This window comes from Microbulbifer maximicatervae (SeqCode) (genome assembly GCF_052467815.1).
The window spans coordinates 2326425-2352266 of sequence record NZ_CP174326.1; the positions used below are offsets into that span (position 1 = coordinate 2326425).

At 49.2% G+C, this 25842-nt stretch carries 22 protein-coding genes and 1 pseudogene; 10 read left to right on the forward strand and 13 right to left on the reverse strand.

The window, feature by feature from the left end:
• Positions 1-42: 42 nt before the first annotated feature.
• Complete coding sequence (locus ACJJIW_RS10095) at positions 43-492, reverse strand: hypothetical protein (RefSeq protein WP_444937252.1); 450 nt, start codon at positions 490-492, stop codon at positions 43-45.
• 232 nt (positions 493-724) lie between these two features.
• On the opposite strand from ACJJIW_RS10095, the gene dapB reads away from it, so the two are divergent.
• From dapB to greA, 7 genes and pseudogenes are all read left to right on the forward strand, one after another.
• Positions 725-1540, forward strand: coding sequence for a 4-hydroxy-tetrahydrodipicolinate reductase (dapB, locus tag ACJJIW_RS10100; protein WP_444937253.1), 816 nt, complete (start codon positions 725-727; stop codon positions 1538-1540).
• Positions 1541-1704: 164 nt separating this feature from the next.
• Positions 1705-2094 (forward strand): annotated as a pseudogene (locus tag ACJJIW_RS10105) (ATP-dependent zinc protease family protein); the annotation flags it as partial.
• 84 nt (positions 2095-2178) lie between these two features.
• A complete protein-coding gene (rimK, locus tag ACJJIW_RS10110) occupies positions 2179-3087 on the forward strand; it encodes a 30S ribosomal protein S6--L-glutamate ligase (RefSeq protein ID WP_444937358.1) in 909 nt (302 codons plus the stop codon).
• Positions 3088-3255: 168 nt separating this feature from the next.
• A complete protein-coding gene (locus ACJJIW_RS10115) occupies positions 3256-3831 on the forward strand; it encodes a YfiR family protein (protein WP_444937254.1) in 576 nt (191 codons plus the stop codon).
• A gap of 330 nt (positions 3832-4161) precedes the next feature.
• Positions 4162-5310 (forward strand): glutamine-hydrolyzing carbamoyl-phosphate synthase small subunit, encoded by a 1149-nt coding sequence (gene carA, locus ACJJIW_RS10120; RefSeq protein ID WP_444937255.1) that lies wholly within the window; start codon positions 4162-4164, stop codon positions 5308-5310.
• Between the two features lie 112 nt (positions 5311-5422).
• Complete coding sequence (carB, locus tag ACJJIW_RS10125) at positions 5423-8650, forward strand: carbamoyl-phosphate synthase large subunit (protein WP_282931319.1); 3228 nt, start codon at positions 5423-5425, stop codon at positions 8648-8650.
• Positions 8651-8737: 87 nt separating this feature from the next.
• Positions 8738-9214, forward strand: coding sequence for a transcription elongation factor GreA (greA, locus tag ACJJIW_RS10130; protein WP_282931320.1), 477 nt, complete (start codon positions 8738-8740; stop codon positions 9212-9214).
• A 57-nt stretch (positions 9215-9271) separates the two neighbouring features.
• On the opposite strand, the gene ACJJIW_RS10135 is transcribed toward greA, so the two are convergent.
• The 12 genes from ACJJIW_RS10135 to ACJJIW_RS10190 all read right to left on the reverse strand — a co-directional run bounded on the left by ACJJIW_RS10135 (position 9272) and on the right by ACJJIW_RS10190 (position 21154).
• A complete protein-coding gene (locus tag ACJJIW_RS10135; RefSeq protein ID WP_282931321.1) occupies positions 9272-10147 on the reverse strand; it encodes a hypothetical protein in 876 nt (291 codons plus the stop codon).
• A 448-nt stretch (positions 10148-10595) separates the two neighbouring features.
• Positions 10596-11477 carry a hypothetical protein gene (locus ACJJIW_RS10140; protein ID WP_444937256.1) on the reverse strand — a complete coding sequence of 294 codons (882 nt, stop codon included), beginning with the start codon at positions 11475-11477 and terminating at the stop codon, positions 10596-10598.
• Between the two features lie 295 nt (positions 11478-11772).
• Entirely contained in the window at positions 11773-12663 is an 891-nt protein-coding gene (locus ACJJIW_RS10145) for a hypothetical protein (protein ID WP_444891975.1), read from the reverse strand.
• Between the two features lie 306 nt (positions 12664-12969).
• Positions 12970-13854, reverse strand: coding sequence for a hypothetical protein (locus ACJJIW_RS10150; protein ID WP_444937257.1), 885 nt, complete (start codon positions 13852-13854; stop codon positions 12970-12972).
• Positions 13855-14264: 410 nt separating this feature from the next.
• Positions 14265-15146 (reverse strand): hypothetical protein, encoded by an 882-nt coding sequence (locus ACJJIW_RS10155; RefSeq protein ID WP_282931325.1) that lies wholly within the window; start codon positions 15144-15146, stop codon positions 14265-14267.
• Positions 15147-15390: 244 nt separating this feature from the next.
• Entirely contained in the window at positions 15391-16410 is a 1020-nt protein-coding gene (locus ACJJIW_RS10160) for a hypothetical protein (protein WP_282931326.1), read from the reverse strand.
• A gap of 450 nt (positions 16411-16860) precedes the next feature.
• Positions 16861-17883 carry a hypothetical protein gene (locus tag ACJJIW_RS10165; RefSeq protein ID WP_282931327.1) on the reverse strand — a complete coding sequence of 341 codons (1023 nt, stop codon included), beginning with the start codon at positions 17881-17883 and terminating at the stop codon, positions 16861-16863.
• A gap of 489 nt (positions 17884-18372) precedes the next feature.
• Positions 18373-18915 carry a hypothetical protein gene (locus ACJJIW_RS10170; RefSeq protein ID WP_282931328.1) on the reverse strand — a complete coding sequence of 181 codons (543 nt, stop codon included), beginning with the start codon at positions 18913-18915 and terminating at the stop codon, positions 18373-18375.
• A 58-nt stretch (positions 18916-18973) separates the two neighbouring features.
• Positions 18974-19846 carry a CsgG/HfaB family protein gene (locus ACJJIW_RS10175; protein ID WP_282931329.1) on the reverse strand — a complete coding sequence of 291 codons (873 nt, stop codon included), beginning with the start codon at positions 19844-19846 and terminating at the stop codon, positions 18974-18976.
• A 32-nt stretch (positions 19847-19878) separates the two neighbouring features.
• Positions 19879-20298, reverse strand: coding sequence for a curli assembly protein CsgF (locus ACJJIW_RS10180; protein ID WP_282931330.1), 420 nt, complete (start codon positions 20296-20298; stop codon positions 19879-19881).
• On the reverse strand, positions 20298-20726 hold the full coding sequence (locus ACJJIW_RS10185) for a CsgE family curli-type amyloid fiber assembly protein (RefSeq protein WP_282931331.1): 429 nt from the start codon (positions 20724-20726) through the stop codon (positions 20298-20300). Before ACJJIW_RS10185 ends, ACJJIW_RS10180 begins: the two co-directional genes overlap by 1 nt.
• Positions 20723-21154: a response regulator transcription factor gene (locus ACJJIW_RS10190; protein ID WP_282931332.1), complete on the reverse strand. Its 432-nt coding sequence runs from the start codon at positions 21152-21154 to the stop codon at positions 20723-20725. Before ACJJIW_RS10190 ends, ACJJIW_RS10185 begins: the two co-directional genes overlap by 4 nt.
• Before the next feature lie 864 nt (positions 21155-22018).
• On the opposite strand from ACJJIW_RS10190, the gene ACJJIW_RS10195 reads away from it, so the two are divergent.
• The 3 genes from ACJJIW_RS10195 to ACJJIW_RS10205 all read left to right on the forward strand — a co-directional run bounded on the left by ACJJIW_RS10195 (position 22019) and on the right by ACJJIW_RS10205 (position 25795).
• A complete protein-coding gene (locus tag ACJJIW_RS10195) occupies positions 22019-23455 on the forward strand; it encodes a hypothetical protein (protein ID WP_444937258.1) in 1437 nt (478 codons plus the stop codon).
• Between the two features lie 163 nt (positions 23456-23618).
• Complete coding sequence (locus ACJJIW_RS10200; RefSeq protein ID WP_444891971.1) at positions 23619-24410, forward strand: glycerophosphodiester phosphodiesterase family protein; 792 nt, start codon at positions 23619-23621, stop codon at positions 24408-24410.
• A gap of 482 nt (positions 24411-24892) precedes the next feature.
• Positions 24893-25795 (forward strand): MBL fold metallo-hydrolase, encoded by a 903-nt coding sequence (locus ACJJIW_RS10205; RefSeq protein ID WP_444937259.1) that lies wholly within the window; start codon positions 24893-24895, stop codon positions 25793-25795.
• Positions 25796-25842 lie beyond the last annotated feature (47 nt).

A 25842-nucleotide genomic window follows, 5' to 3' on the forward strand; every position in this document is an offset into this window, starting at 1 on the left:
TTTTATTTCCGGGTGAGTTTTATCCCCCCAATTGAATACCTTCTATTTGGAAGTTTTGGTTCTCAAACGGGCCGCGAATTCACTCAGGAATTCCTGTTGGATTTTTTGCGCTTTGCGCAGTTGCTCCTTATTTAAAATACCTTCCAATTCTTTGTGTGTTTCCAGACTGATAGCTGCGAATTGAGCGCCAATTTCGCCGCGTTGCTTGGGGGTTAGAGCGACCTTTTCACCACTGAGTAATCCGTATTTTTCCAGCACTGCTTTTTTCTCTGCGAAGCTTTTTTGCATAATGGGTAATACGGTTTTTTCCTGTCCCGGGGTGAGCTGCAAACGCAGCGTCACCCAATCGGTAATATCATCATACTTCTCCCAAAAGTCTGGATTGGCATTTTGCTGCTGGGCAGATGCCGGCGTGCTGCCAAAAGCCAGGCTCAGAGAGATCACTACCACCATGATGTGCGGTAGATGGTTGGACAGGATCATCAGTCGCATATTGGCGCTCCATTTACCCCTCACAGTAAAGCGTAGCAGTGGCCGCTGATATCGCGTTTTGCGCAAGTATCCTCTTGGCAATTTAAAAATATGTGGATATTTCTTTTTGTTTTACTTTTGCGGAGTGACTAGCGATTTTTAGACTCGCTAATACTGGCTTACTGGTATCTATGCGCTCTACCGGGTGCGTTGTAGAATCCAGAACCTTATAGATTTGGACTGGAGTGCTGTGATGGCGGTAAAAGTGGCGGTGACGGGATTTGGTGGTCGAATGGGGCGAGCGTTGGCGGAGGCTTTGTCCCTGTCTGATAAAGCCGAACTGTCAGCGGCTATAGTGCGGCCTGGCTCCAGCTTGGTCGGCGCCGATGCCGGTGAAGTTGCCGGTCTGGGCCGCAGCGGCCTCGCTATTGTGGACAGCCTCGATAAGGCAGGCTTTGACGTACTTATTGATTTCACTGCCCCTAAAGCGACTGTGGAAAATACTGCCTATTGTGCGGAGAAAAACCTCCCCATTGTAATCGGCACCACGGGCTTTGATAGCGAGCAAAAAAATAAAGTATTGGCTTATACGGATCAGGTGCCGCTGTGCCTCGCCAGTAATTTTTCCACCGGGGTAAACCTGTGCTTTAAATTGTTGGAAACTGCTGCGCGGGTAATGGCGGAAGAGGCCGATATCGAGATTGTCGAAGCCCATCATCGCCACAAAGTGGATGCACCTTCCGGCACGGCACTGAGTATGGGAGAAGTGATTGCCGAAACTCTGGGGCGCAACCTGGATAAAGTGGCAGTTTACGGCCGCGAAGGTCAAACCGGTGCCCGCGATAGGGATACTATCGGTTTTGCCACAGTGCGCGGTGGTGACGTAGTGGGTGAACACTCGGTGATGTTCCTGGCAGAAGGTGAGCGGGTCGAAATTAGCCACCGCGCCAGCAGCAGGCTCTCTTTTGCTCGCGGTGCTGTGCGCGCGGCACTGTGGATGATGGGAGAGGAAGGGAGTGCGCGGGCACCGGGGCACTACGATATGCGCGATGTGCTCGGCCTTAACTAGTCTTACTTAGAGTAAATAAATTCAGCGCCTGCAGGGGCGCTGTGAAAGAAATTTTCGATTTTCATTTGCCCGCCATTTTTGCGGGTAAAACTAAAAGGCCGGCGACATTCGTTCGACCGGCCACCCTGTAACCTTCCTTTGAGGATTCTTGCTTGGAAAGAAAGTTGATTGTCGGCAGCGAGGAGTGGTGCGGATTTCCCGCGCTAGGTATCCCGGCGATTAAGGCGCGTGTGGATTCAGGAGCTAAAACCTCGTGTTTGCATGCCTATAACATCCATACCTTTAAGCGCGATGGCGAACCCTGGGTGAGTTTTGAAGCGCATCCATTACAACACCAGCGCCGCCCATCGGTCCGCTGTGAAGCCCGACTTCTGGATAAGCGGCTAGTGCGCAGCTCTTCCGGTGAAAGTGAAAAGCGCCCGGTAATCCGCACCTCCATTTCCATTGGTGGCAGTGTCTGGGATATCGAACTGACCCTGACCAATCGGGACAGCATGGGTTATCGCATGTTGTTGGGGCGCGAAGCCATGATGGGGCGTATGCTGGTGGACCCTTCGGAAAGCTTTTGCCTCGGTGATATCCCCCAGAGCCAGTTGGATGAGTACTACCGGGATGAGCACCATATTGCCGGTACCGGATTGCGTATCGGGCTGCTGGCATCGAACCCGGACCTCTACAGCAACCGGCGCATTATGGAGGCGGGGGCCGAGCGCGGGCATCGCATGAGTTTTCTCGATATCCGCCAGTGCTATATGAAGCTCGACCCTGATGAGCCGGAAGTACACTACCGTGATGGCCGAATACTGAATGGCCTGGATGCGGTGATTCCCCGTATTCGCCCCAGCCAGACTTTTTACGGTTGTGCACTGACGCGGCACTTCGAGAGCCTGGATATCTTTGCCCTGAATGGCTCTGCCGCTATCAGCCAGTCGCGGGATAAGTTATTTTCCCTACAGTTGCTGCAACAAAATGGCCTAAATATCCCGACTTCCGGATTTGCCAATTCTCCGGTGGATACCAACGAGCTGATTGAGATGGTGGGCGGTGCGCCACTGGTGGTGAAGTTGCTGGAGGGAACCCAGGGGCGCGGCGTGGTTTTGGCAGAAACCCGCAAGGCTGGGGAGTCGGTGATTAATGCGTTTAAGTCCCTCAAGGCCAACCTTCTGGTACAGGAGTTTATTCGCGAGGCGCAAGGCAAGGATCTGCGCCTGTTTGTTATCGATGGTCGTGTGGTGGCCTCAATCCAGCGCGAGGCGGCACCAGGGGAGTTTCGCGCCAATATTCACCAAGGCGGTACGGCTTCAGTAGTGAAGGTCACCGCTGAGGAAAAGCGCCTGGCGGTCAAGGCTGCCAAGGTGTTGGGGCTCAAGGTGGCGGGTGTGGATATTATTCGCTCTCGCAAGGGGCCGCTGTTATTGGAGGTGAATTCGTCACCGGGTCTTGAAGGTATTGAGAGTGCCACGCGCAAGGATGTCGCTGGAGCCATGATCATGTCTATCGAGAAGGCGCTGAAATGGCGCCCGATTGTGGCGGGCGAGGACGACTAGTTATTGTAACTTCGGCCCCGGCGGGGGCCTTTGCGTTGGGCTAACCTGAGTAGGTGGCCGGGCTTTTCGCTGGCGCGCAAATAGAGCCGCAGCGAGCTTTGGCCGCTGCGGGTAACAGCCCACCGCAGCTTCCTTTCGGGAGGTGCAAACCGCAGGGTTTGAGCTTCTATGACGATATCCAGCCCAGGTTCACTTCGCATTATTCCCGCCCTGCTATTTTTCCTGTCAGTACTTTTCACCGGCGTGGGTGCCCAGGCTGCGGTGCAGCTCTCAGATACGCCTTTGGGGCGGCGGGTAATGGTGGATTACATAGTGCACTTCGCCTACCACCTACAGTGGCCGGTCAATGCCTTTGCCAACAGTAGTGCCCCGTTCAAGGTGTGCCTGATGGGTGGGGATTCTCTCGGTGAGCCACTGGCGGCCCGATTCAAGAATCAGCGTATTGATGGACGGGATGTGGAGCTTGAGAAAATTGAGGTCAAGGAGATGCTGCGGGCGCGCAAGTGCCAGATTGTGGTGCTGAGTACCCTGGATCGCCCCACACTGCTCAAGGCGTTGGTGGCACTGGAGTTTTTCCCGGTACTGACGGTTAGCGATGCTGAGCGCTTTGCCGCCACTGGCGGTATGATCGAGTTTGCCGACAGCGGCCGGGAGGTGGCCCTGCGGATGAATAAGACCATGCTGGAGAAGGCGGAGCTGAAAATGGGCAGCAGTCTTTTCCGGTTGGGACGCAAGCCGGAGTGAGATTTTCAGGGAAAGTAGCCTGGCGTATTTTTGCACTAGCGTCCAGAGGTGAATTCGCGTAGAATCTGCGCCCGATTTGGGCCGGTGCCGCGAAGCTGAATCGCGCAGCGTGAGCCTACTAAAAAGCTGGCGGCAACCGTCGGCCACTTTGTGAGAATCACGCGTGAACAGATTTTTAAAGCGAGATGAAGCTGCGATGTTTCATCTCGCTTTTTTATGCGCGCACCAGTCAGGAGCCCGCGTGCTCCGAAGCCCGCAAACCCCGCCCGGAAGCAGTTCTGAAGATTGGAGTTCAATTTGACTAAAGCTGTCCCTACGTCGGAGGCTTTCATGCCCCACAACTTTATGCAGAGTACAACTCCCGCGCTGCTGGTGCTCGCGGATGGTAGTGTCTTTGAAGGACGCGCAATCGGTGCCCATGGCAGTTCTGTTGGCGAGGTCGTGTTCAACACATCCATGACCGGCTACCAGGAGATCCTCACCGATCCCTCCTACGCCCGCCAGATTGTGACTCTGACCTACCCGCACATCGGCAACACTGGCACCAACCAGGAAGACGAAGAGTGCGCTGATATCTGGGCCGCCGGCCTGGTAATCCGCGACCTGCCGCTGCTGGCCAGCAGCTTCCGCAACGAGCAGTCCCTGGAGGACTACCTGCGCGAGCGCAATATCGTTGGTATCGCCGATATCGACACTCGTCGCCTGACACGCCTGCTGCGCGACAAAGGTGCGCAGAGCGGTTGCATCGTTGCCGGTGATAATATCGACCGCGAAGAAGCCCTGGCCAAGGCCAAGGAATTTGCTGGTCTGAAAGGGATGGACCTGGCCAAGGTAGTGAGCACCAAGGAAGCCTACCCCTTTAGCGAAGGTACCTGGGAACTGGGCGAAGGCCACAAGGCCGCGCCGGAACAGCCCTTCAAAGTAGTGGCTTACGACTTCGGTGTGAAGCGCAACATCCTGCGTATGCTGGTGGATCGCGGCTGTGACATCACCGTAGTACCGGCGGAGACTCCGGCTTCCGAAGTACTGGCGATGAATCCCACCGGTGTATTCCTGTCCAATGGCCCCGGCGACCCCGAGCCCTGTGAATACGCGATCACCGCTATCCGCGAAATCCTGGACGCGGGCATTCCCACCTACGGCATCTGCCTGGGCCACCAGTTGTTGGGCCTGGCGGTGGGCGGTAAAACTGCCAAGATGAAGTTTGGTCACCACGGTGGTAACCACCCGGTACAAGACCTGAACAGCACCAAGGTGATGATCACCGCGCAGAACCACGGTTTTGAAGTGGACGCCGACAGCCTGCCGGACAATGTGGAAGTTACCCACAAGTCCCTGTTCGACGGTACCTTGCAGGGTATTCACCTGAAGGACAAGCCGGCCTTCAGCTTCCAGGGACACCCGGAAGCGAGCCCGGGCCCACACGATGTGGCGCCGTTGTTCGACCACTTTATCGATTTGATGAAAGAGCGCGCCTAAGGGCGTAGCCGCCCAGGGTAGGGCATTTAACCGCCGCTTTTGCGGCGGTTTTAACAAGAAACGAATGAAATTTAGCGCAGCCGGCCTTTGCCGGTAGTAGAACGGAAGAAAGATGCCAAAACGCACAGATATCCAAAGCATTCTGATTATCGGCGCAGGCCCCATCGTGATCGGCCAGGCGTGCGAATTTGACTACTCCGGCGCCCAGGCCTGTAAGGCGCTGCGCGAAGAGGGTTACCGGGTGATCCTGGTGAACTCCAACCCGGCCACCATCATGACCGACCCGGCCATGGCTGATGCCACTTACATCGAGCCGGTGGAGTGGCGCACCGTTGCCAAGATTATCGAGCAGGAGCGCCCCGACGCCATCCTGCCTACCATGGGTGGCCAGACAGCACTGAACTGCGCCCTGGACCTGGACAAGCACGGTGTCCTGAAGGAATTCAATGTCGAGCTGATCGGTGCGGACAAAGACGCTATCGAGAAAGCGGAAGACCGCGACCTGTTCGACAAGGCGATGAAGGCGATCGGCCTGGAAACTCCGCGCGCCAAGATCGTTCACTCCATGGAAGAGGCGAAGAAAGTACCAGAAGAGTTCGGCTTCCCGGTAATTATCCGTCCGTCCTTCACCATGGGCGGTTCCGGTGGCGGTGTGGCCTACAACTGGCCGGAGTTTGAAGAGATCTGTAAGCGCGGTCTCGACCTCTCCCCCACCAACGAACTGTTGATCGACGAATCCCTGCTCGGCTGGAAAGAGTACGAGATGGAAGTGGTTCGCGATAAGAACGACAACTGCATCATCGTGTGTTCCATTGAGAACTTCGACCCGATGGGCGTACACACCGGTGACTCCATCACTGTGGCCCCGGCGCAGACGCTGACCGACAAGGAATACCAGCTGATGCGCAACGCCTCCATCGCGGTATTGCGCGAGATCGGCGTTGAGACTGGCGGCTCCAACGTACAGTTCGGCGTCTGCCCGAAGACTGGCCGCGTAGTTGTGATCGAGATGAACCCCCGCGTATCCCGCTCCTCCGCACTGGCCTCCAAGGCCACCGGTTTCCCGATCGCCAAGGTCGCGGCCAAGCTGGCAGTGGGTTACACCCTGGACGAACTGCAAAACGATATCACCGGTGGTGCTACCCCGGCGTCCTTCGAGCCGTCCATCGATTACGTTGTCACCAAGATTCCGCGCTTCACCTTCGAGAAATTCGGTGAAGCCGATGCGCGCCTGACCACCCAGATGAAGTCTGTGGGTGAAGTGATGGCGATTGGTCGCACATTCCAGGAATCCCTGCAGAAAGCCTTGCGCGGCCTGGAAGTGGGCAGCTTCGGCCTGGAAAGCAAAATTGATCCGAGCAAAGACGGCGCTGAGACTCGTCTGCGCAGCGAACTCTCCATTCCGGGTGCCGAGCGCATCTGGTACGTGGGCGATGCCTTCCGTATGGGCATGAGCGTCGGCGAAGTTTACGACCTGTCTGGTATCGACCCCTGGTTCCTGGTACAGCTCGAAGAGCTGATCAAAATTGAAGAGCCGCTCAAGTCTCTGCCTACCTCGGCGTTGACCACTGAGCATATGCGCTTCCTCAAGCGCAAAGGCTTCTCCGATCGCCGCCTGGCGGACCTGCTGGGGGTGAGCCAGAAGACTGTGCGCGAATTCCGCCACAAGCTGGGTGTATTCCCGTCTTACAAGCGCGTAGATACCTGTGCTGCTGAGTTCAGCACCTCCACTGCTTACATGTACTCCACCTACGATGAGGAGTGCGAAGCGCAGCCGTCTGACAAGAAGAAAATCATGGTACTCGGCGGTGGCCCCAACCGTATCGGCCAGGGCATCGAGTTCGACTACTGCTGCGTACACGCCGCTCTGGCGATGCGCGAAGACGGTTATGAGACCATCATGGTCAACTGTAACCCGGAGACTGTCTCCACCGACTACGACACTTCCGACCGCCTCTACTTTGAGCCGGTAACCCTGGAAGACGTGCTGGAAATTGTTGCCAAAGAGAAGCCGGAAGGCGTGATCGTACAGTTCGGTGGCCAGACTCCGCTGAACCTGGCGCGCTACCTGGCCAACGAAGGTGTGCCTATTATCGGTACCACCCCAGAGCAGATTGACCGCGCGGAAGACCGCGAGCGCTTCCAGCAGATGATTATGCGTCTCGGCCTCAAGCAGCCGAAGAATGCCATCGTGCGCTCTGTCTCCGAAGCCATCCAGGCGGCGAAAGACGTGGGCTACCCGCTGGTTGTGCGCCCGTCATACGTACTGGGCGGCCGCGCCATGGAGATCGTCTACAAAGAAGACGAGCTACTCACCTACATGAAAGAAGCGGTACAGGTTTCTGACGAAGCACCGGTACTGCTGGATCACTTCCTCAACGCCGCCATTGAGGTGGATATCGATGCGGTATCCGATGGCAAGGACGTTGTGATCGGCGCCATCATGCAGCACATTGAACAGTGTGGTGTTCACTCCGGTGACTCCGCCTGCTCCCTGCCGCCTTACAGCCTTCCGGCGGATGTGCAGGACCGTATGCGCGAAGAAGTCAAAGCCATGGCCCGCGAGCTGGGCGTAGTTGGTCTGATGAATACCCAGCTGGCCTACCAGGACGGCGAGATCTACGTGATCGAGGTGAACCCGCGCGCTTCCCGTACTGTACCTTTCGTCTCCAAGTGCATCGGCACTTCACTGGCGAAAGTGGCTGCGCGCTGTCAGGCGGGTATCAGCTTGCAGGAGCAGGGCTTTACCGAAGAAATCGTACCGGACTACTACTCCGTTAAAGAGTCTGTATTCCCGTTCAACAAGTTCCCGAAAGTGGACCCGATTCTCGGCCCCGAGATGAAATCCACCGGCGAAGTAATGGGCGTAGGCGCTACCTTCGCAGAAGCCTTCGACAAGGGCCTGGTTGCCGCTGGCGACCGCCTGCCGGAGTCCGGACGCGCATTTATCTCTGTGCGTGACTTCGACAAGGCCGACGCAGTGGGCGTAGCTCGCGATCTGGTGGAACTGGGCTTCGAAGTAATTGCCAGCCGCGGCACCGCCAAGGTCTTGCAAGAAAACGATATTCCCGTTACAACCGTCAACAAGATGAGTGAAGGTCGCCCGCATATCGTCGATATGATTAAAAACGACGAGATTGCGCTGGTGGTGAATACCACCGAAGGGCGTCAGGCGATTCGCGACTCTGCGGATATCCGCCGCAGTGCCGAGAATCACCGGGTGTGTTACACCACCACCCTGGCAGCGGCCCAGGCCATGGCGATGGCCATGCGTCAGGAGCAGCCGCTACAGGTTCGCCGCCTGCAAGACCTTCACCAGCGTGTCGTAAAGCTGTCTTAATAGCTTTAAAACCAACTTGTGAAATCCAACCGGGCCCCGTGATCTCACTGGGCCCGGTTTCGTCGTAACAATAATGGAGGTCCCACATTGAACCGGGTACCAATGACCGTTGAAGGCGCAGAAGCGCTGCGCTCAGAGCTGGACAATCTGAAGAAAGTTGAACGCCCTACTGTTGTACAGGCGATTGCTGAAGCGCGCGAACACGGTGATTTAAAGGAAAATGCCGAATACCACGCGGCGCGGGAAAAGCAGGGCTTTATCGAAGGCCGTATCCAGGAAATCGAAAGCAAGCTTTCCCACTCTCTGGTCATTGATGTGAAAAGCATTGAGCCCAGTGACAAGGTAATTTTCGGCACTACGGTAACGATTATTCACCTGGATGATGAGAAGGAAGTCACATACAAAATTGTGGGTGACGACGAAGCCGATGTGAAAAAGCACAAGATCTCGGTGAACTCCCCGATTGCCCGTGCGCTGATTGGAAAGGAAGTAGGTGATGTGGTGGTAGTCCAAACACCTTCCGGTGCGGTGGAGTACGAAATCGATGCAGTGGAGCACCTGTAAACTACAGGTGATAAAAAAAGGGCGGCCCATGGCCGCCCTTTTTTGTTGTTGCCAGCTCTACTGGAAAACGTAACTCTGGTTAGCATGGCCAGACTGCATTACCGTGGCAGTTTCGTAGAGGCCAAATTGTCCAACCAGGCTATTGTTGTTGTGTCCTGATTGACGTGCCATAGCGGTATGCCCGACACCAACCTGTCCTAAATACACATCATTGTGGTGGCCTCTCTGGCGAGTACGTCCGCTGTGATCGAACCCGGCCTGGGAAATATCTGCTTCTTGGTTGTGGCCGCGCTGGCGCATACGAGCGTAGTGGTCACCACCTAGCTGACGGATATCACCATCGTTGGATTCACCAGACTGGCGCATGCCTGCATCATGGCCGAATCCGCTCTGGTAGGTATCTGCGTTATGCAACTCCCCTCTCTGGCGGATAACTGTCTCAGAACCAACACTTAAAACCTGGGTAGCGGTTGCGGTGTTGTGGCTGTCATTCTGAATAATTACTGCGGAGTTACCAGCACCGACAAACTGATAGGTGAGGGCGTAGTGGTTGTCGCCGGATTGCTGGTGGGCGGAATAGCTGCCGAGCTGCCCGATTTGGTATGTCTCCGAAACATTGGTTTCGCCAGACTGAAAGCTGAACGACTCATTTCCGGCGCCGCCGGTTTGCAGTAATTCCGCTGAGTGGTGATCACCCTCTTGGTACTGGTAGCCATAGCTACCGAGCTCAATGCTATGAGTGATCTCTGCGTCATTACCATGGCCGTGCTGTTCCTGCATGGCGTTGTTATCCCATGTCAGCGGTCCGGTTTGATCGATGGTGGCATTGTTGTGGCCGCCATTCTGGTCCTGAGTGGCAGTGTTGCCGCCCGCGTAAGCGGTTCCACTGATGGCCAGGGTTAGGGCTACAGCGATAGGGGTCAAAGTCTTCATGAGTGTCTCCATTACTACAAACTTCAATGAGCATCACATGGTGAAATACCAGCCTAAATGGCTGAAAGGGGGTGGCACGTCATCCTGCGCCGAGGGTTTTACAGCAGGTGCACCTAGCCTGGGGGGCAGGTATCACTGTAAAGAGGGGGAGCAGCGTTGCCACAAAGGCATTGCCGCCAATCAAACAGGTAAGTGGGAGAGTAGGACTGATACATTTTGATGGCTTCCCTGATACTGCTTAGGAGTCCAAAATTTCGTTCCGTCCCCAATATTCTTGCTGGGAATTGAGGCAGTCGCTATAGGAGAGAAGTTGTAAATCCTTGAGAAGAAAGTTCTATTGCAGAGTGCCGAATTTAGCTTTTCTCTCTCTATAGCTTTTGCCCGTCGTTATGAATAGCGCAGAGGTTTAAGTCGGATTTCTCGATTGGCAGTTTTGCTGCGAGTCGATTTACTGGGAAATATTGCTGCTATTGGAAATGCCGATCTGTAGGGTATTACTGGACGCCCCCGCTCTCATCTGGCTGGCTTGGACCTGGTTAAATAAGCCAATCTGGGTACTGCTGGCCATCTGGTTAAGGCCCTGTTGAGAAAATGAGACAGTATTTTCAAGCCCAATTTGGTTTGATTGGTTGGTATTACTTACACCAGCTTGCAGAGAATTTGCTGAATTCAATAAACCCTCTTGTGAAGCTGATGATGAATTTCCCGTGCCCAGCTGCTCCATTTCGGAAAAGTTAAGTGCGCCTGCCTGGGTAATTGAAGATTCATGAGCGATGCCGGTTTGCTCACTGATACCTAAATTAAGCAAACCCGCCTGTGAGATTGAGGCATTACCCGTAAAACTGAATACTTGTGCCACAGCGGCGACATTGGCTCTATCTGTCTGCTCAATATTGACGCTGTTATTGGCCCCGGAAATTTGTACCGTGGTGGCAACCTGCCCCTGGCCATCCTGAGTGTGCAGGGAGAAACCGTTTATTTGGTTAACTTGCCGGGTGAGCGATCTGCTATTAGAGCCAATCTGTACGCTCTGTCCCGCATTGTCGCTCCCTGTAGATTGGGAGACTCTGGAAAAATGATTGCGGCCAGTTTGAAATTGGGAAATTGTGCTGTTGATTTCTATGGATTGAATGCCGGTGGCGTCATTAAAAAAGCCAATTTGCTCTTGCAGGATTAAGTTGCCCTCATTAAGTGGAAACCTCTGGTTGGCAACAGCATTGTTGCCAATACCAATTTGTATCTGCTCTACGGTTTGGTCATTTCCAAAAGCGGAATTGGCAGAAAGAAATGCGATAAATGTGACTACCGGCGAGTAAATAACTTTTTTCACGAATACCTCCACGACTACATAACAAGGAGCATGAAAATTACGGCTTTTAAGTGCGGTATCGGCAAGCAAGCATAGGGAAATTACTATCGGAAATTAAATCCTGGACAGTAATTTTTAAGAGTGCTAAAGGCGAATTGATCCAATTACCGCTATTTTCATTGTTGATGGCGGTATAGTAAGTTGCTATAGGGCTTTATTCTCAATTTAATGAGACATAAATATCAAGAAATGAGTGCTTTTAACTCAGGAATCCAGTCGGAATAAGTTGATCTTACTCCGACTGGTAATAACTCCGTTACTGTAAAACCACTGCCGTATTACCGGTACCGGTTTGGGTAATATTGGCGGATTGGGAGAAACCATTTTGAATCACAGTTGCGTCATTCATACTGCCAGACTGATTGACGATCACCATATGGCCACCGCCTAGTCCGCCGTTACCGGCTTGCATAATGTTGGCGGAATTCAAGAAACCATCTTGAGTGACAAAAGCACTGTTATACCAGGATACTTGTACGATGGTGGCCATGTTGCCCTCGCCATCCTGATAGAGGTCCAGTTCGTTGTACATATCGGACTGGGCAACATCTGCACTATTGGCAGCGCCGATTTGCTGAATGCTGGCGTAGTGTCCAGTACCTTCCTGACTGATCATGGCCTCGTGGCTTGAGCCTTGCTGGAATATCAACGCATCGGAATTAAAGCTTGCGTATTGACCAATCAATGCGCCGTGGAGTTCGCCCATTTGCTCAATAACAGAGACATTATCGCTACCTAGGTGTTGTTGGATTTCTGCTTCATTACCCGATCCCACCTGCCGTATTGTTGATTGCCCATGCTGTGTGGCCAATTGGTAACTATTGGCACGATTATTAGAGCCCGACTGGAATATTTCTACGCTATTTGCGATCCCATCCATTTGCAGGCTATAGGCGTCGTTAAGACTGCCTTCTTGTATTTGGATGATTGAGCTTTCAATTTCGTTTTGCTGTACGGCCTCTGCAATATGAGCAGAGCCGTCTTGACTGATCTCCAGGTGATTGTCGATAGCGCTTGGATCAGTTTGATCTGCTACAGCTGAGTTACTGGAGCCACTTTGGGTGATTAATGTAGTATTTTCTGCAGCATAACCCAAGCTGGTGGCAGATATCGCCAATACCAGTGGAATTACGGTAATCTTCTGCACGGCTAACTCCTGTGTATTACCGTCTAGTGGTAAATCCGGTCGTTAAAACTTTTGCCTGTGTTACCTCTGAAGTGAGTAACGTCAAAATGTGAGAAATCGTTTACATGGAAAACTGTAGACGAAGAATTTTGAAACCTCTGCTACGTAAGGAAATATTGATGCAGTATTTTTATCAGCTAAGGAAAGAATGCCATTCTTTGGGCAGCTCTGTGAGTGACTCATAAATTAAAGCTGGCATTGAAAAATGCATTCTTTCCTCTATCTACATTGAAAATATAATAACCTTCAGCTGGAACGAATATGCCGCTACTGTATGATAAATCCTTGGTTTAACACACCATTCTGAATGCCAACGGCCGTTTGATTGTCAACGCTCTGGGTAATAGTGTGAAGATTAGTTGTTCCTATCTGGGTACTGCTTGCTGATTGCATTGCTCCAGCTTGATCCACGATGGACATATTGCCAATACCATCTTGTAGCGTAGAAACCAACAAAATATCTCCCGTCTGGGTCTGGGTACTAATGTTTCCATCTCCTATCTGGGTACTTATTGCTACCAGGATGTCACCCGTTTGTATAGAAAAATAAGTATTCAGATTGCCCGTTTGCGAGGAGGTCAATAGATTATCAAACCCTGTTTGTTCGGCATCTGCGCTATTTTGATCACCCGTTTGAGACACATTTAGGCTGTTAAACGTGGTGGTAGTTTGAGTCACTAACATCTGGTTATCAAAACCAGACTGATAGAGGTTGACTGTATCGAAACTACTGTCTATTTGGGAGAAAATGATGTCATTTGCAGAATTGAACTGAGAAATGTCAACAAAGCTGGAAGAAGTACTGTCCTGTAAAGTAGAGGCGAAATTTCCAGCGCCCTCCTGATAGATATTTACCTCTGCATCATCTGAGAAATTAGTTTGAGTCGAGTCAGCTTCATTCCCCAGTGTTACCTGTTCATGTCTGATGATACTCAAGTTGGTTGAAGTGTCTTGCAGGCTATTGCTAACCTGTGCTTCATCTGCCTGAATAACCTCAATAAGGTTGTTAGTTGCTGTTGGGTCTACTTGGTTTGCAGTCACCTGGTGATTGTTACCCGTTTGTTCCACGGTAGTTGTATTTCCATCCGCATAAGTAATTGACCCGACAAGGCATAGACTGATGCCCACGGAAATTGGTGTATGGATTCGCATCGATATCTCCGATTGAAGGTAAGGTGGATTTTTCTTATCCCCATGATTTCAGTTGCGGTGAAGCATCAAGCCTAGGAAGGACAAAAGACTCCATAGATAGGGCGTGGCATTTATTGCGCAAGGAGTTGGCACACCTTGTTTTATTGCTATCCCTAATAGGTATTATCACTGGAGTACCTGATAATACCCTGATGCTTGTTTGAGTTTTATCGTAAGCCTCAAGTATTGCTATGGGAAGTTAGTGCCTAAAAAATAGGAAAAACTTCTTTGTTGTTGTTTTCGGCGTTAACTGAATATGCCCGTAAAGGGATACGATAAACGGATTTAAGCGAAAGGTTTGTAGAGTTATAGAGAGGTTCAGATTGGGCTACCTGTTAGAGTAGCCCGTTAATAAACAACTAAATGTGATGTTATTGAAAAATAAAGCCCATATTATTGCTGCCATTTTGAGTGGCATTGGCTGTTTGGCTGATGCCATTCTGGCTGGTCTGGTGTGAGTTGTTTGTTCCTATTTGTAAGGTGGTTGCCAAGTTATTGGTACCGCCTTGATTCATATTAATCATATTCATAGAGCCTATCTGAGTCGATGATCCGGTTGCGAATGTCCCGAACTGTCCATGAAAAGAGGTGTTATTATCACCATCCTGCATAATGGTGATCGAACCCTGCTGACTACTTTGTACAGCACTGATTGTGTTTGAAGTACCAATCTGAGTGGCATCAATCAAGTGGGCCAGACCTGTCTGCGTATATCCAGCACCATTTGAATCTCCAGATTGTGAAGATATGGTGGTACTTGAGTCGCTATTTGCTTGGGTAACTGTAGCCAGGTTTTGAGTGCCAAATTGCTCAAAGTCGGCATTGTCAGAAACGCTATTTACCTGGCTGATAGTGGCAGACTGAAGGGTTCCGAATTGCTCAACACTACCGCTGCTGGTTGTTGTATTAGTTTGGCTTGTAGTTACGCTGTGACTAACGCCGTCCTGGTAGACAGTCGCTGTTGTATTAGTAGCTGCCGTTTGAGTTGAAAAAATGGAATTGCTGTCTCCGAGTTGTTCCTGATCAATTCCATTAGAGGTGCTGTTTGTTATCTGCGTAGCATTAGCAGTATTTAGATTCCCGGACTGAATTTGAGTAACTAAATTTCCAATAGCAGTAGGATCACCCTGATCCACAGTGGCGCTATTGGTTAATCCGCTTTGTAAAACTGTAGCGGTATTATTGGATGCGATAGCACTGTAGCTTGGGATACACAGTAAGAGTCCAATGGTTAACGTTTGGTAGCGTATCATTTTATCTCCGTGGGATTTTAATTTTGAATATAAAAGATCTTGAACAGCTTGAATGAAACGAAGAAGCTGATTATCTGGTAGATATAGTGATTTTTACTTCTTAAACACTATATATGCAGAACTATTGTAGAGTGTTCACCTATGGTGGCTATGAGAACTTAGTATGGATAAATTGAGATTAAAGTTTGTGAGATAATTTTTTCGTTAAAAAAAGGCCGACTTTAACAGTCGGCCTTTATCTTGATTACTGAATAATTACTGCCACATTGCCATCGCCCACTTGTGCAGGAGCGGCTGCGTTGAAATCACCTACTTGGGTCACAGTTATGGTGTTGAAGTTGCCAACTTGTGATGATGTGGCGCTATTAAAATCGCCAGGTTGTGTCACGGTCAGGTTATTGAAAGTACCATCCTGAGCCGCCTGGGAGAAGTTATCGAAACCACTTTGGGTAACGACAGCAACATTAGTGAGTCCCACTTGTTCTGTGTATGCCCAGTGGTCACCGCCACTTTGGTTGTGGACCAAAGTCTGGGTAGTACCGTCTTGCAAGCCCTCACTGTAGTTTCCGTCATCAGTCTGGCTAAAGAACAAGGTGTTGAAAGAGCCATCCTGGAAGGAGAAGGTGGTGCTGTTGCTCGCAGATATTTGCTGGTGAGCGACAGTGTTAGTATCACCGGCCTGGATCATATTCATGGTGTTCTGCGTGCTATTACTTTGCGTTGCAGAAGCGGTGCCATTGGTGCCGGTTTGAGTAATAATTGCGCTATTCAGTGAAGTCAGGGTTTGAATGGCGACTGCCACATTACCGTCACCGGATTGATTAACTACGGCGGTGTCATTTGCACTGGTAGTCTGGGCAATAGTTGCATCTTGCGGGCCACCGCTTTGATTTATCACGGCAACACTGGTATCTACAAAGCTCTGAGTAGTCGATGCAAACTGGCCGTCATTTATCTGGGTGATAGTAGCCACTGGCACATTGGAATCGTTCTGGAATGATTCCGCGTAATTCATATCTCCTACTTGAGTTTGAGTAATTACTCCTGAATCATTATTGCTGGATTGCTCAGCATAAACTTCATTCGTATCACCAGTTTGAGTCTGGGTGATAACGTTGTTGGTTACCGTTGGATCACTCTGATCAGCGGTTGCCATGTTACCAGTGCCGTTCTGATTGAGAATGGCGGTATTGTTCGTGGCGAGGGCTCCGGTGCTGGCAATCGCCAGAAGAACACTGGCGGCAATAGGTGTGTACTTGGTCATCTGTAACTCCATATAGATGTCAAATATCGCTGTACAGCTTTTACAAACAAAAAGAAAACAGCATCATTTGATATTGGAAGAGTCTCATCCTCAGGCATATTACAACTGTGTCTGAAGTATGTGAGGAAACTGGGATGAACCCGACTGCTTAATAACCTTCACATTCCTTGTGAAAACCTAGCAATATCATTTAAACAGCAGCTTGATGCTGATTAGAGTTTTGTCGTCTTCTGGAGTTACAGCCATAGGACGGAAGTGCCGAAACCTTAGGAATAAAGTTCTTTTTTGAACTAGCTATGGCAAATAATGTCAGCTGATTTGAGGGACGGCATTAAATGCATGAAATGGTTGTTTCATGCGAATTTAGGGGCTAGTAATAATAATTGAAGCTTGCACTTAGCCCACCAAGTTGAAAATAGGCCGGTATTTTAAGCCGGCCTATTCCCTTGATTATTGAATAATAACTGCGACGTTGAAATCACCTATCTGGGTAGGTGTAGCCATGTTGGTATCGGTTGCCTGGGTCACAGTAATCGTGTTGTTGTTACCTGTCTGCGAGGCAACAGTGGTATTGAAATCGCCGGGCTGGGTAACGGTTAAGCTATTGAATGTTCCATCCTGGTAGCCTTCAGAATAGTTATCAAAGCCTGTTTGGGAGATAACACCAATATTGGTGGTGCCCACTTGCTCAGTATAAGCCCAGTGATCATCTCCAACTTGAATATGAGTCAAGCCCTGAGTAGTACCATTTTGGAAGCCCTCGCTGTAGTTCCCATCACCTGCTGTCTGTGATGAAGTGAATGTGTTGGAAGTGCCATCCTGGAACGAAACTGAGGTGCTGTTGGTTACCAGATTTTGGATAAGTACTACAGAGTTTGTGGTACCTGCCTGGAGAGCATTAACAGTGCTCGATGTACTGGAAATTTGAGTAGAAGTTGCAGTATTGGTGGTTCCTGTTTGGGTTAATGTTGCGGTGTTAAATGAACCATTAGTTTGAATAACATTACCTACGTTACCGTCTCCGGACTGAGTCACTACAGCAGTGTCATTCGCACTGATAGTTTGAGTTACTGCTGCTGTTTGTGGACTACCACTTTGAGTGACAACAGCAACGCTGGTGTCTACAAAGCTTTGTGTAGTCGTTGCAAAGTGACCGTCGTTGATTTGGGTGATAGTAACAATCGCAGTACTGGAATCATTCTGGAAGGACTCTGCGTCATTCATATCCCCGGCTTGAGTTTGGGTAATTACACCGGAGTCATTAAAGCTGGTTTGCTCTGCATAAACTACGTTGTTGTCACCGGTTTGGGTTTGGGTGATCAGGTTGTTGGATACAGTGGCATCACTCTGATCAGCAGTGGCCATGTTGCCAGTGCCATTTTGGGTGAGAATGGCAGTATTGTTGGCCGCGAGGGCTCCGGTACTGGCGATCGCCAGAAGAACACTGGCGGCAATAGGTGTGTACTTAGTCATCAGTAACTCCATAGAGATGTCAAATATAGCTGTACAGCTTTTTACAAATAAAAAGAATTCAGCATCATTAGATATTGGGAGCGTTTTGTCTCAGGACACGATACCGCTGTGCCAGGCGTATGTGAGTTATCTGGAGTGAAACCGACAGCTTTTAACCTTCACATTCCTTGTGAAACATCTAGCAATATCATTTTTAACAGCAGCTTGATGCTGACTAGAGTTTTGTCGGCTTCGGGAGTTGCGGCTATAGGACGGAAGTGTCGAAATTTTAGGAATAAAGTTCTTTTTTAGGCCTTTGATGACAAATGTGAGCAGCTGGTTTTTTGAAATGACACAAAATTTGAGGAATTGTTGCTGCAGGCGATCCGGCTACTCAAATGGATAATTTAACTTTTGTAGTTGTGACTGTTGATAAATTAATCAGTAAAAATGTAGGACTGAATAAGTCGAGGTAATCGGTTTTTGGAGAATTGATATATGCTTTAAATATTAGTCATACTGACTTATTTGTGTTGTTATGGCAGTTCCGACAACGGTGACTGAAGTATGTAAGCCGTTCCCACTTTGGTAAATATTTACGTTATGAAAGCTGCCGATTTCTTCCACTTGTGCACTATTTTGTATTCCAATTTGAGATATGCCTGCTGTGTTTCCAACTCCATACTGATCGATATCTATAAAATTCTCAAAGCCCACCTGTATTAATAATGCAAAGTTGTAATCTCCGACTTGGCTGGATGAGACTATATTGTCTTTGCCGGATTGGGTGACAGCTAAGTTATTTCTATTGCCGTCCTGATGGGCAGAAGTGTAGTTGCTGCTACCTGTTTGGTAGGTGTGGACTCTATTTCCCCCGCCCTCCTGATTTATGACGCTTAAATTTGAGATCGAATAAAGATTGGCTGCGCTCAATTCGCTGGCGACAGCCAATTCACTACTGCTATCCAAGTCTGAACAAAATCCTGTGCCAGGGAAGATTGCTACTGCCAGCAAAAAGGTGGCAGGGTAAGTGCTACTGATTTTATGGTACATCTTTTCAACCTTTCGAATTTCAGGATAGGCACAAAGTAAATTTTGAAGGCTTTAATTTCTACATAATGACGGTGCTGTCATTTAAGTAGTACTGTAATATTGGATTCTCAATTTCATCCGGGTTGGCGAGTGCCCAGGAGTTGTGGACAATGCCTTCACTGATCAAGTGAATTACAGCGGATTCCATCGCTGAAAGCATAGCAAGCTGTGCCGGTTCGTTATAGGTAGTACCTGCTTCCAATTCCAATAGGCGTCGATATTTAACATAGCGGAATACATCGGCACTAATTGCTTTTGAATAGACCGTTTTGGAGGTTAATACTGAGTGTAATACCCGCCCGGAGCGAATATCAATGGCTCTCAAGTTAACTGTTACCTGGTCCACACGGTATTGCTCATCAGCGCCAATACCAAAGTATCGAGCGCCTGCGCCACCGGTTTGAATATTTTGGTCGTAGGCAACAATGCCACCTTCCAATAAGACGTTCGCAGCTACGAGAGTGGGAAGTGGCACACTGTTATTGACGGGAATATCCGGCTTGGTTAATCCTGCACGGATAATTTTCCGTTCAGTTAACAGATTTTGTAAGCCCTCACGCTCTAGCGGGATAAACCAGCCAGATTCATTGAGCACGTCCATCAGCATAGCCGCGCCACCCTGAGTAACCGCAGTCGAGAAACTACTATTCGGTGCGGGCTTATACTGACCGGTTTGGTCGCGGAAGCCATAAACCGCTACCAATATTTTACCTTTTGGTTCAGGAAGATTGATTAGGTCCCGGTAGGTATTTTTCCTAGGGGTGAGCATTGCATCTGTGATGCCCGGACCAAAAAGTGCATCGCCCACATCTTTGACTGCAGAGCAGCTGCTTAGCGTCATTAATGTTGTTACGATGGGCAAAGCTATCACTTTTTTTATTGCATTACGCATTGCCAAAGAATCCTTTGATATTTAAAGGTTCATTAGTTTGTCGGGTTTAATCCGCTTACAACGATTTCGCTTTTATCTCCGGTACTTCGATCGGTGATAAGTACTGTTAGGACACCATCGTTATCAACAATTTGTACGATAAAGTCGTCGGTAATCAGCTCTCCACTATTGCCGTCACCAACATCGGTAAGGAGTTGGTTTAGTAGACGGGTTTCCAGTGAATCGCTGAATCTATCCAGGGCACTGGGCTGCTCATAGAGGCTGTCAACCTTGTCAGGGTCTTCGTGGGTATCTTGGGACTGTGCATTTTGCAGTAAGTAGGTGCCGTTGAGTGGGTTGCCACCAAAGTTAGGGTTTACCGGTTCATAGATTAATTCGGTGGCGGAGATATGGTGGTAGGAGACCGCTGCCAGAGAAAAGACGGCGGTTCCTAGTAATGACTTGATTTTCATTAGAATTCATCCTTACCCAAATCAAAGGTGTCTGTGAGTGAGCTGCGAACACGCGATTGCAGTACTTCCTGGTGAATATACTGAGCGGCCTCATCGGCCAAGCGATGTATATTGTTGGTGCTTGGACTGATAAAACGCCTAAAAACAATTTTGTCGTTATAGGTAACCCAAATTAGATTTCCCCATCGGGCCGACGGCCTTTCATAAATTGTTAAGTTGTACGTAGCATCTGGGTAATTGAGGTTTCTGTATTCGCTCATGAAGCGAGCAAAATCATGCCCGGTGCGAGTTATTGTTCGATCTATATTAAATCCGCTGATTTCATCTTCGAGTTTTCCAGAATCGGTATCTGCTGGAGGAACCTCTGTGTCATCCTGGCCAAAGGCCAGGGATGCACACAGTGTCAACATCAACAGGGTTAGTCTCATATCCTCTCTTCCTGGAGATTGAGCTTGGCCCAATTACTGGCCTGCAGCCGGTTTTTAACTCCAATTTTTCGGAAAATGTTGTACATGTGATTTTTCACAGTGTGTTCGCTAAGGTGCAATTTTGTTGCGATAACACTGTTGGGTTCACCGGTAGTGAGTTGTCCGAGTATTTCCTGTTCCCTGCGGGTAAGAGGGAGGGAGTTTTGTGGGCTGATATGTTGTCGCCCCTCGGCACTGTGAATCGCGGTATCCAATTTGTGAATAAGGTTTTCCTGACTGGTATTGCTGTCACAAAGTAGGTGAAAACCTTTCTGGCGTAACTTTTCCGATATATGAATGGGTAGGTTGGCTGGGAGATTAATCAGTAAAGCTTTTGCATGACTAATCTTCTTTAGATCTGAAAGAAACTGTTTTGAGTCAGAGCTCACACCAATTTGCCAGCAATCTATCACGATAGCCTGATAATGCTGCAGGCAGTTTTTTTGTTTTCCAATGCTAGATTTTTCCCAGGGTATGGGAATAGCTTGTGAAAACAGTGAAAATAATAGATCGCCTTGAAGGCCGGAGTTGCTAAAAAAAAGAACCGGCATATACCTCGTACCTCTCCTTGATACAGATAGATCTCTCTCGAAATAAGAGTTTGACCTTCCATCGACTCCTGTCGTTTAGGTTCCCAAAATTACCCCACGTTATCTGCCATGACGACGTGGGAGTCAGCGTAAAATCGTATCTGCCATGTTAGGGAAAAACACTCACTCAATGAGAATTTAGTTTGGAGTGTAGACGTAGGAGGGATAAGTCTTAGGAAAAAATGTGCCTTATTTATTTGTAAATATTTTTAGTGTTTTTTTGCTGTAGTTTAAGATCGCTAAATAATTGCTTTTGTTCAGTTAGAATATCTGAAAATAAGCGTTCAATTTATTTTTTTGGCATTTTGTGTCTTGTGTTTGGTGCTGTTTTTTTATTTGGCAAGTATTGCATTTAATTGATGCTTAATTGTACTCGTTAAAGACCTTTATTCGCTTTGCTCTGTCGCTGGAGTGCAATTAATTTTCTGCAGAAAAAGAGGTTTTCAGGTGCCTTTCCTATGTCACCTCTTATGCCTTTTTTTGTTGAGTTGTCGCAACTGCCTAATGCCTATGTCAGTTTTCCCTGTGTTTCCTATGATTGGAGCCGATTACAATGGTGAAACTGTCGTCATACTACTGTACAAATTGTGAACTTTTGGGCGGATGTGCTGTCCGCAGCTGTTAGGATAGAGGCCAATTGGGCTGATAATGAAGGGGGGAGAGATGAGTCAACTAATGCAAAGTTTACCACTTTGGCTTTGGGGCATCCTGGGTTTGATTGTATTGTTCTTGGCCCGTGAGCCTGTGCATCGCGCCGTATATGCGATAGCACGTCTGGGCCATCGGGCGTTGCGCTTTGTGGCGAGTAATATTGATTCTGCAGAACAAAGACTGGTAGAGCGCAATCGAGAAGTACTTTTTGCTGAAGGCCGGGACACGGCAGAGCGCCAGATTGAAAGAGAATTTGAACGTATTGAGCAAACCGTAAAGCGGGATTTGGCACTGTATCCAACCTTGCATCGAAAGCTCTGTGAACAGCTCAGCAGCTTGGATGAGGACTATGTACGCAGTGCTGAAATAGCACCGGAACCGTCGAACTGGGCCAGGGCTATTCGAGCTGTTTCGGAAATTCCCGGTAAAGAAGACCCAGTGGTAGCTGATGTTCTCGATACTATTAATCAGTCTATGCGCAAGGCCGAGTCCAAAGCTCTGGAGTCCTATCGTGAGTCCACCCGGGAGAGGCACCAATTACTAAAACGTATGCTGCCCAGTTGGCGTGCAATGCTTTCGACATTGGGACGTATTAACAAAAATGTAGAATCGGTTATTCGGCGGGCCAAAGCGCTGGATGGCCATATGGAGCGCTACGAAGAGATTTTGCAGGAAACGGATAAAAGCCTTCACTTGCTGTCTTCATCCTCTTTCAGCCGCTTTCTGACAGCTTCTCTGGTATTAGTGGTTGCTTTAGCTGGCGCTATGGTGAATTTCCAGTTACTGGCACAGCCTATGGCGGCAGTACTGGGCGCTGAAGCTTCACTTGGCAGTTATAGCCTCGCCAGTATTTCAGCCGCAGTGGTTATCTTTTTGCAGATCACTGTCGGATTGTTGATTATGGAATGCTTGCAGGTTACTCGAATGTTTCCTGCGGTAGGTTCCCTCGGTGAGAGTACGCGCAGGTTATTGCTGGGAGTAGCTTTGGCACTCTTATTGGTTTTGGCTGTAGTCGGTGGAAACCTGGCTTTCTCCCGTGAGTTGATTCTGCAACAGCAGTTATTAGGTTCTGAGCAGCTTTGGCCAATTCCTCTGGCACAGATGGGACTTGGGTTTGTGCTTCCCTTGATTCTGGCTTTTCTGGCAATTCCTTTGGAGCAGTTTATCCGTTCAGCGCGAACGGTGATTGGTATTGGGGTGGGCTTATCCCTGCGAGGAATGACCTTAATACTGCGGTTTTTGGCGATGGCTTCACTGCACTTAGGTGTTTTGGTTAATCGTTTTTACGACATCGTTATTTTTGTTCCCCTCTGGTTACAGGCTTTGTATGTGCGTCAGAAACAGGGAATTGGCAATGAGCCTAAAGAACCGGCGGGGAAAGAAGAGTCCAAAAAGAGTGCCGTGCTTGCTGACACTGATTCTGTTGCCAAATTAGTGGAAGAGGCGTGATCGAAGCTAACACTATCCAGCTTGAAAACTGACAAAATAATAAGTGTGGTGAAGCATGTTTTGGTTGTCGTTCTTTTTAATTGCCCTAGTCGTCCTATTTCTTTATGCCCGGTCTGCACCGGGCAAACCTTGTCCTCTGTGGTTTCCTCAGGGGGAGGGGCCGATGGTGATCGCACATGGTAATGACTGCGGCAATGGCCTCTACCCAGGAAACACGGCGATTTACCTTGAAAAAATGGTGCAACTGGGCGTGGATGCTATTGAAGTGGATTTGTGGCTCACTGCCGATGGCCATTTAGTGTTGATTCACGACAGGGAGCTGGAAATGTTCTCTAATGGTGCGGGGTTTGTAGAGGATAAAACCTTAGAGCAGCTGCGTCAGTTAAATGTTGCCTATCTCTGGACTCGGGATGGAGAGCATTACCCCTATAGAGAAAAGCCCCTGCGAGTGTTGACTCTGGAAGAGGCGATGGCAATGGTAGGGGATATGCCTATGATACTGGAGATTAAGAGCCGCCAGTATCGCGCTGCAAAAGTGTTGAAGGATGTGCTGGCAAAGTGTGGAAAAGGCGAGCAGGTCGTCGTTTCCTCATTTCACCAAGGAGTGATTAATGAGTTTCGTCGACTCTGTCCGCAAGTAGCGACGGGCACGCCTACCGTAGAGGCGGTGGTATTTTATATTGCACAGTTACTTCGAGCAGAGAAACTGCTGCGTCCAAGCTATAGTGCGATGCAGCTACCGATGGAGCAAAAAGGTATTCCCGTAGTTACTGAAAGTATGGTGCGCGCCGCTAATAAGAAGAACGTCCACTTGGCGGTATGGACAGTGAATGGCACGGAAAACTACCGGCGCTATATTGATCTGGGCGTACACGGCATTGTGACTGACCGACCGGATCTGCTGTTGGAGATGTTGGCGCAGCAGCGAGAAACTTTATTGAAGCAGGCAGCCTGACTCGATTGATATAAGGAATAAGTCAACTGATGGAGATCGTAGTGTTTCTATTTACGACTATTTGTATTATTGGCTTCATTTCAGGTCTTACTGCTGCCATTAGTATCTCTGTTTTGAGTAAGTATGCTGTTGGCGCGCCACGACTTCTTAAGTTGTCAGGGGTTTCGTTACTCTTTAAAAAGTACTATCCAAACCACAATAAACAGAGAAAAGTGACTCTCGCTCTAGAGGTTATTTGCGTGGCTTGTATCTTGCTTGCGTTTTTGGTGCTAATTATCTGTATTCCAGAGATGAGAGATCTGGTTTTTAAATCCATTGGTAGCCACAGTACTTTATAGGAGTAGGCAAGAACGTCTAGCCTTTCAGTTTGATTGGAGGGCTGACCAAAATATTTGGCATACTAAAAGCAACAGGCGCATTTTATGTTGTCAGATCAACTTCTGATAATTTTCGGAAAGAAATAATAACAACTGGGAGTTTTTATGAAGAACGTAGTAGGTTCCGTCGCCCTGGCAGTTTCTGTATTGGTTGCATCTTTTGCTTCCGCACAAGATCGGTTTGCCAATGTGGAAATTAGTAGTGAACTCGTGTCTGGCAATGTTTATATGCTCAAAGGGGCTGGGGGCAATATTGCGGTACTGGTGGGAGAGGACGGCACCTTTATGGTGGATGACCAATACGCGCCTTTGACCGCAAAAATTCAACAGGCAGTAGCTGAGTTAGCTAAGCAACCTTTGCGTTTTGTCATTAATACCCACTGGCATGGCGATCATACCGGCGGTAATGAAAACCTGGGTAAAAGCGGCGCCCTGATTGTGGCTCATGAGAATGTGCGCAAACGGGTAAGTACCGAGCAGTTTATTGAGGCGTTTAAGCGGAAGGTTGAGCCGTCTCCTCCAGAAGCATTACCGGTGATAACCTTTACCGATGCCACTACCTTTTACTGGAATGGCGATAGGGTAAAGGTCCAACATGTGGGGTCGGCGCATACGGATGGTGACTCCATCGTGCATTTTGCCGAAGCCGATGTGATTCATATGGGGGATATTTATTTTAACGGCAACTATCCCTTTATCGATCTCTCTTCCGGCGGCTCGGTGGATGGCATGATCGCAGCTATGGACACCGCTCTGGCGATGGCGGGGGAAGATACCAAAATTATTCCCGGTCACGGCCCCCTCAGTAATCGGGCAGAACTGCAACAGCAGCGCAATATACTGGCAGGGCTTAGGGACAAAGTGAAAGCGATGGTCGATGAGGGGAAAACCCGGCAGGAAGTGATTTCTGCAAAACCGACAGCGGAATTTGATGCGCAGTATGGCCAGGGTTTTATGACACCGGATATTTGGACCGGGATTGTTTACGACTCCCTGACACAATCTTAGAAAATAAAAAAAGGCGGCGCAGTGAAAACCTGAGCCGCCTTTTTTGT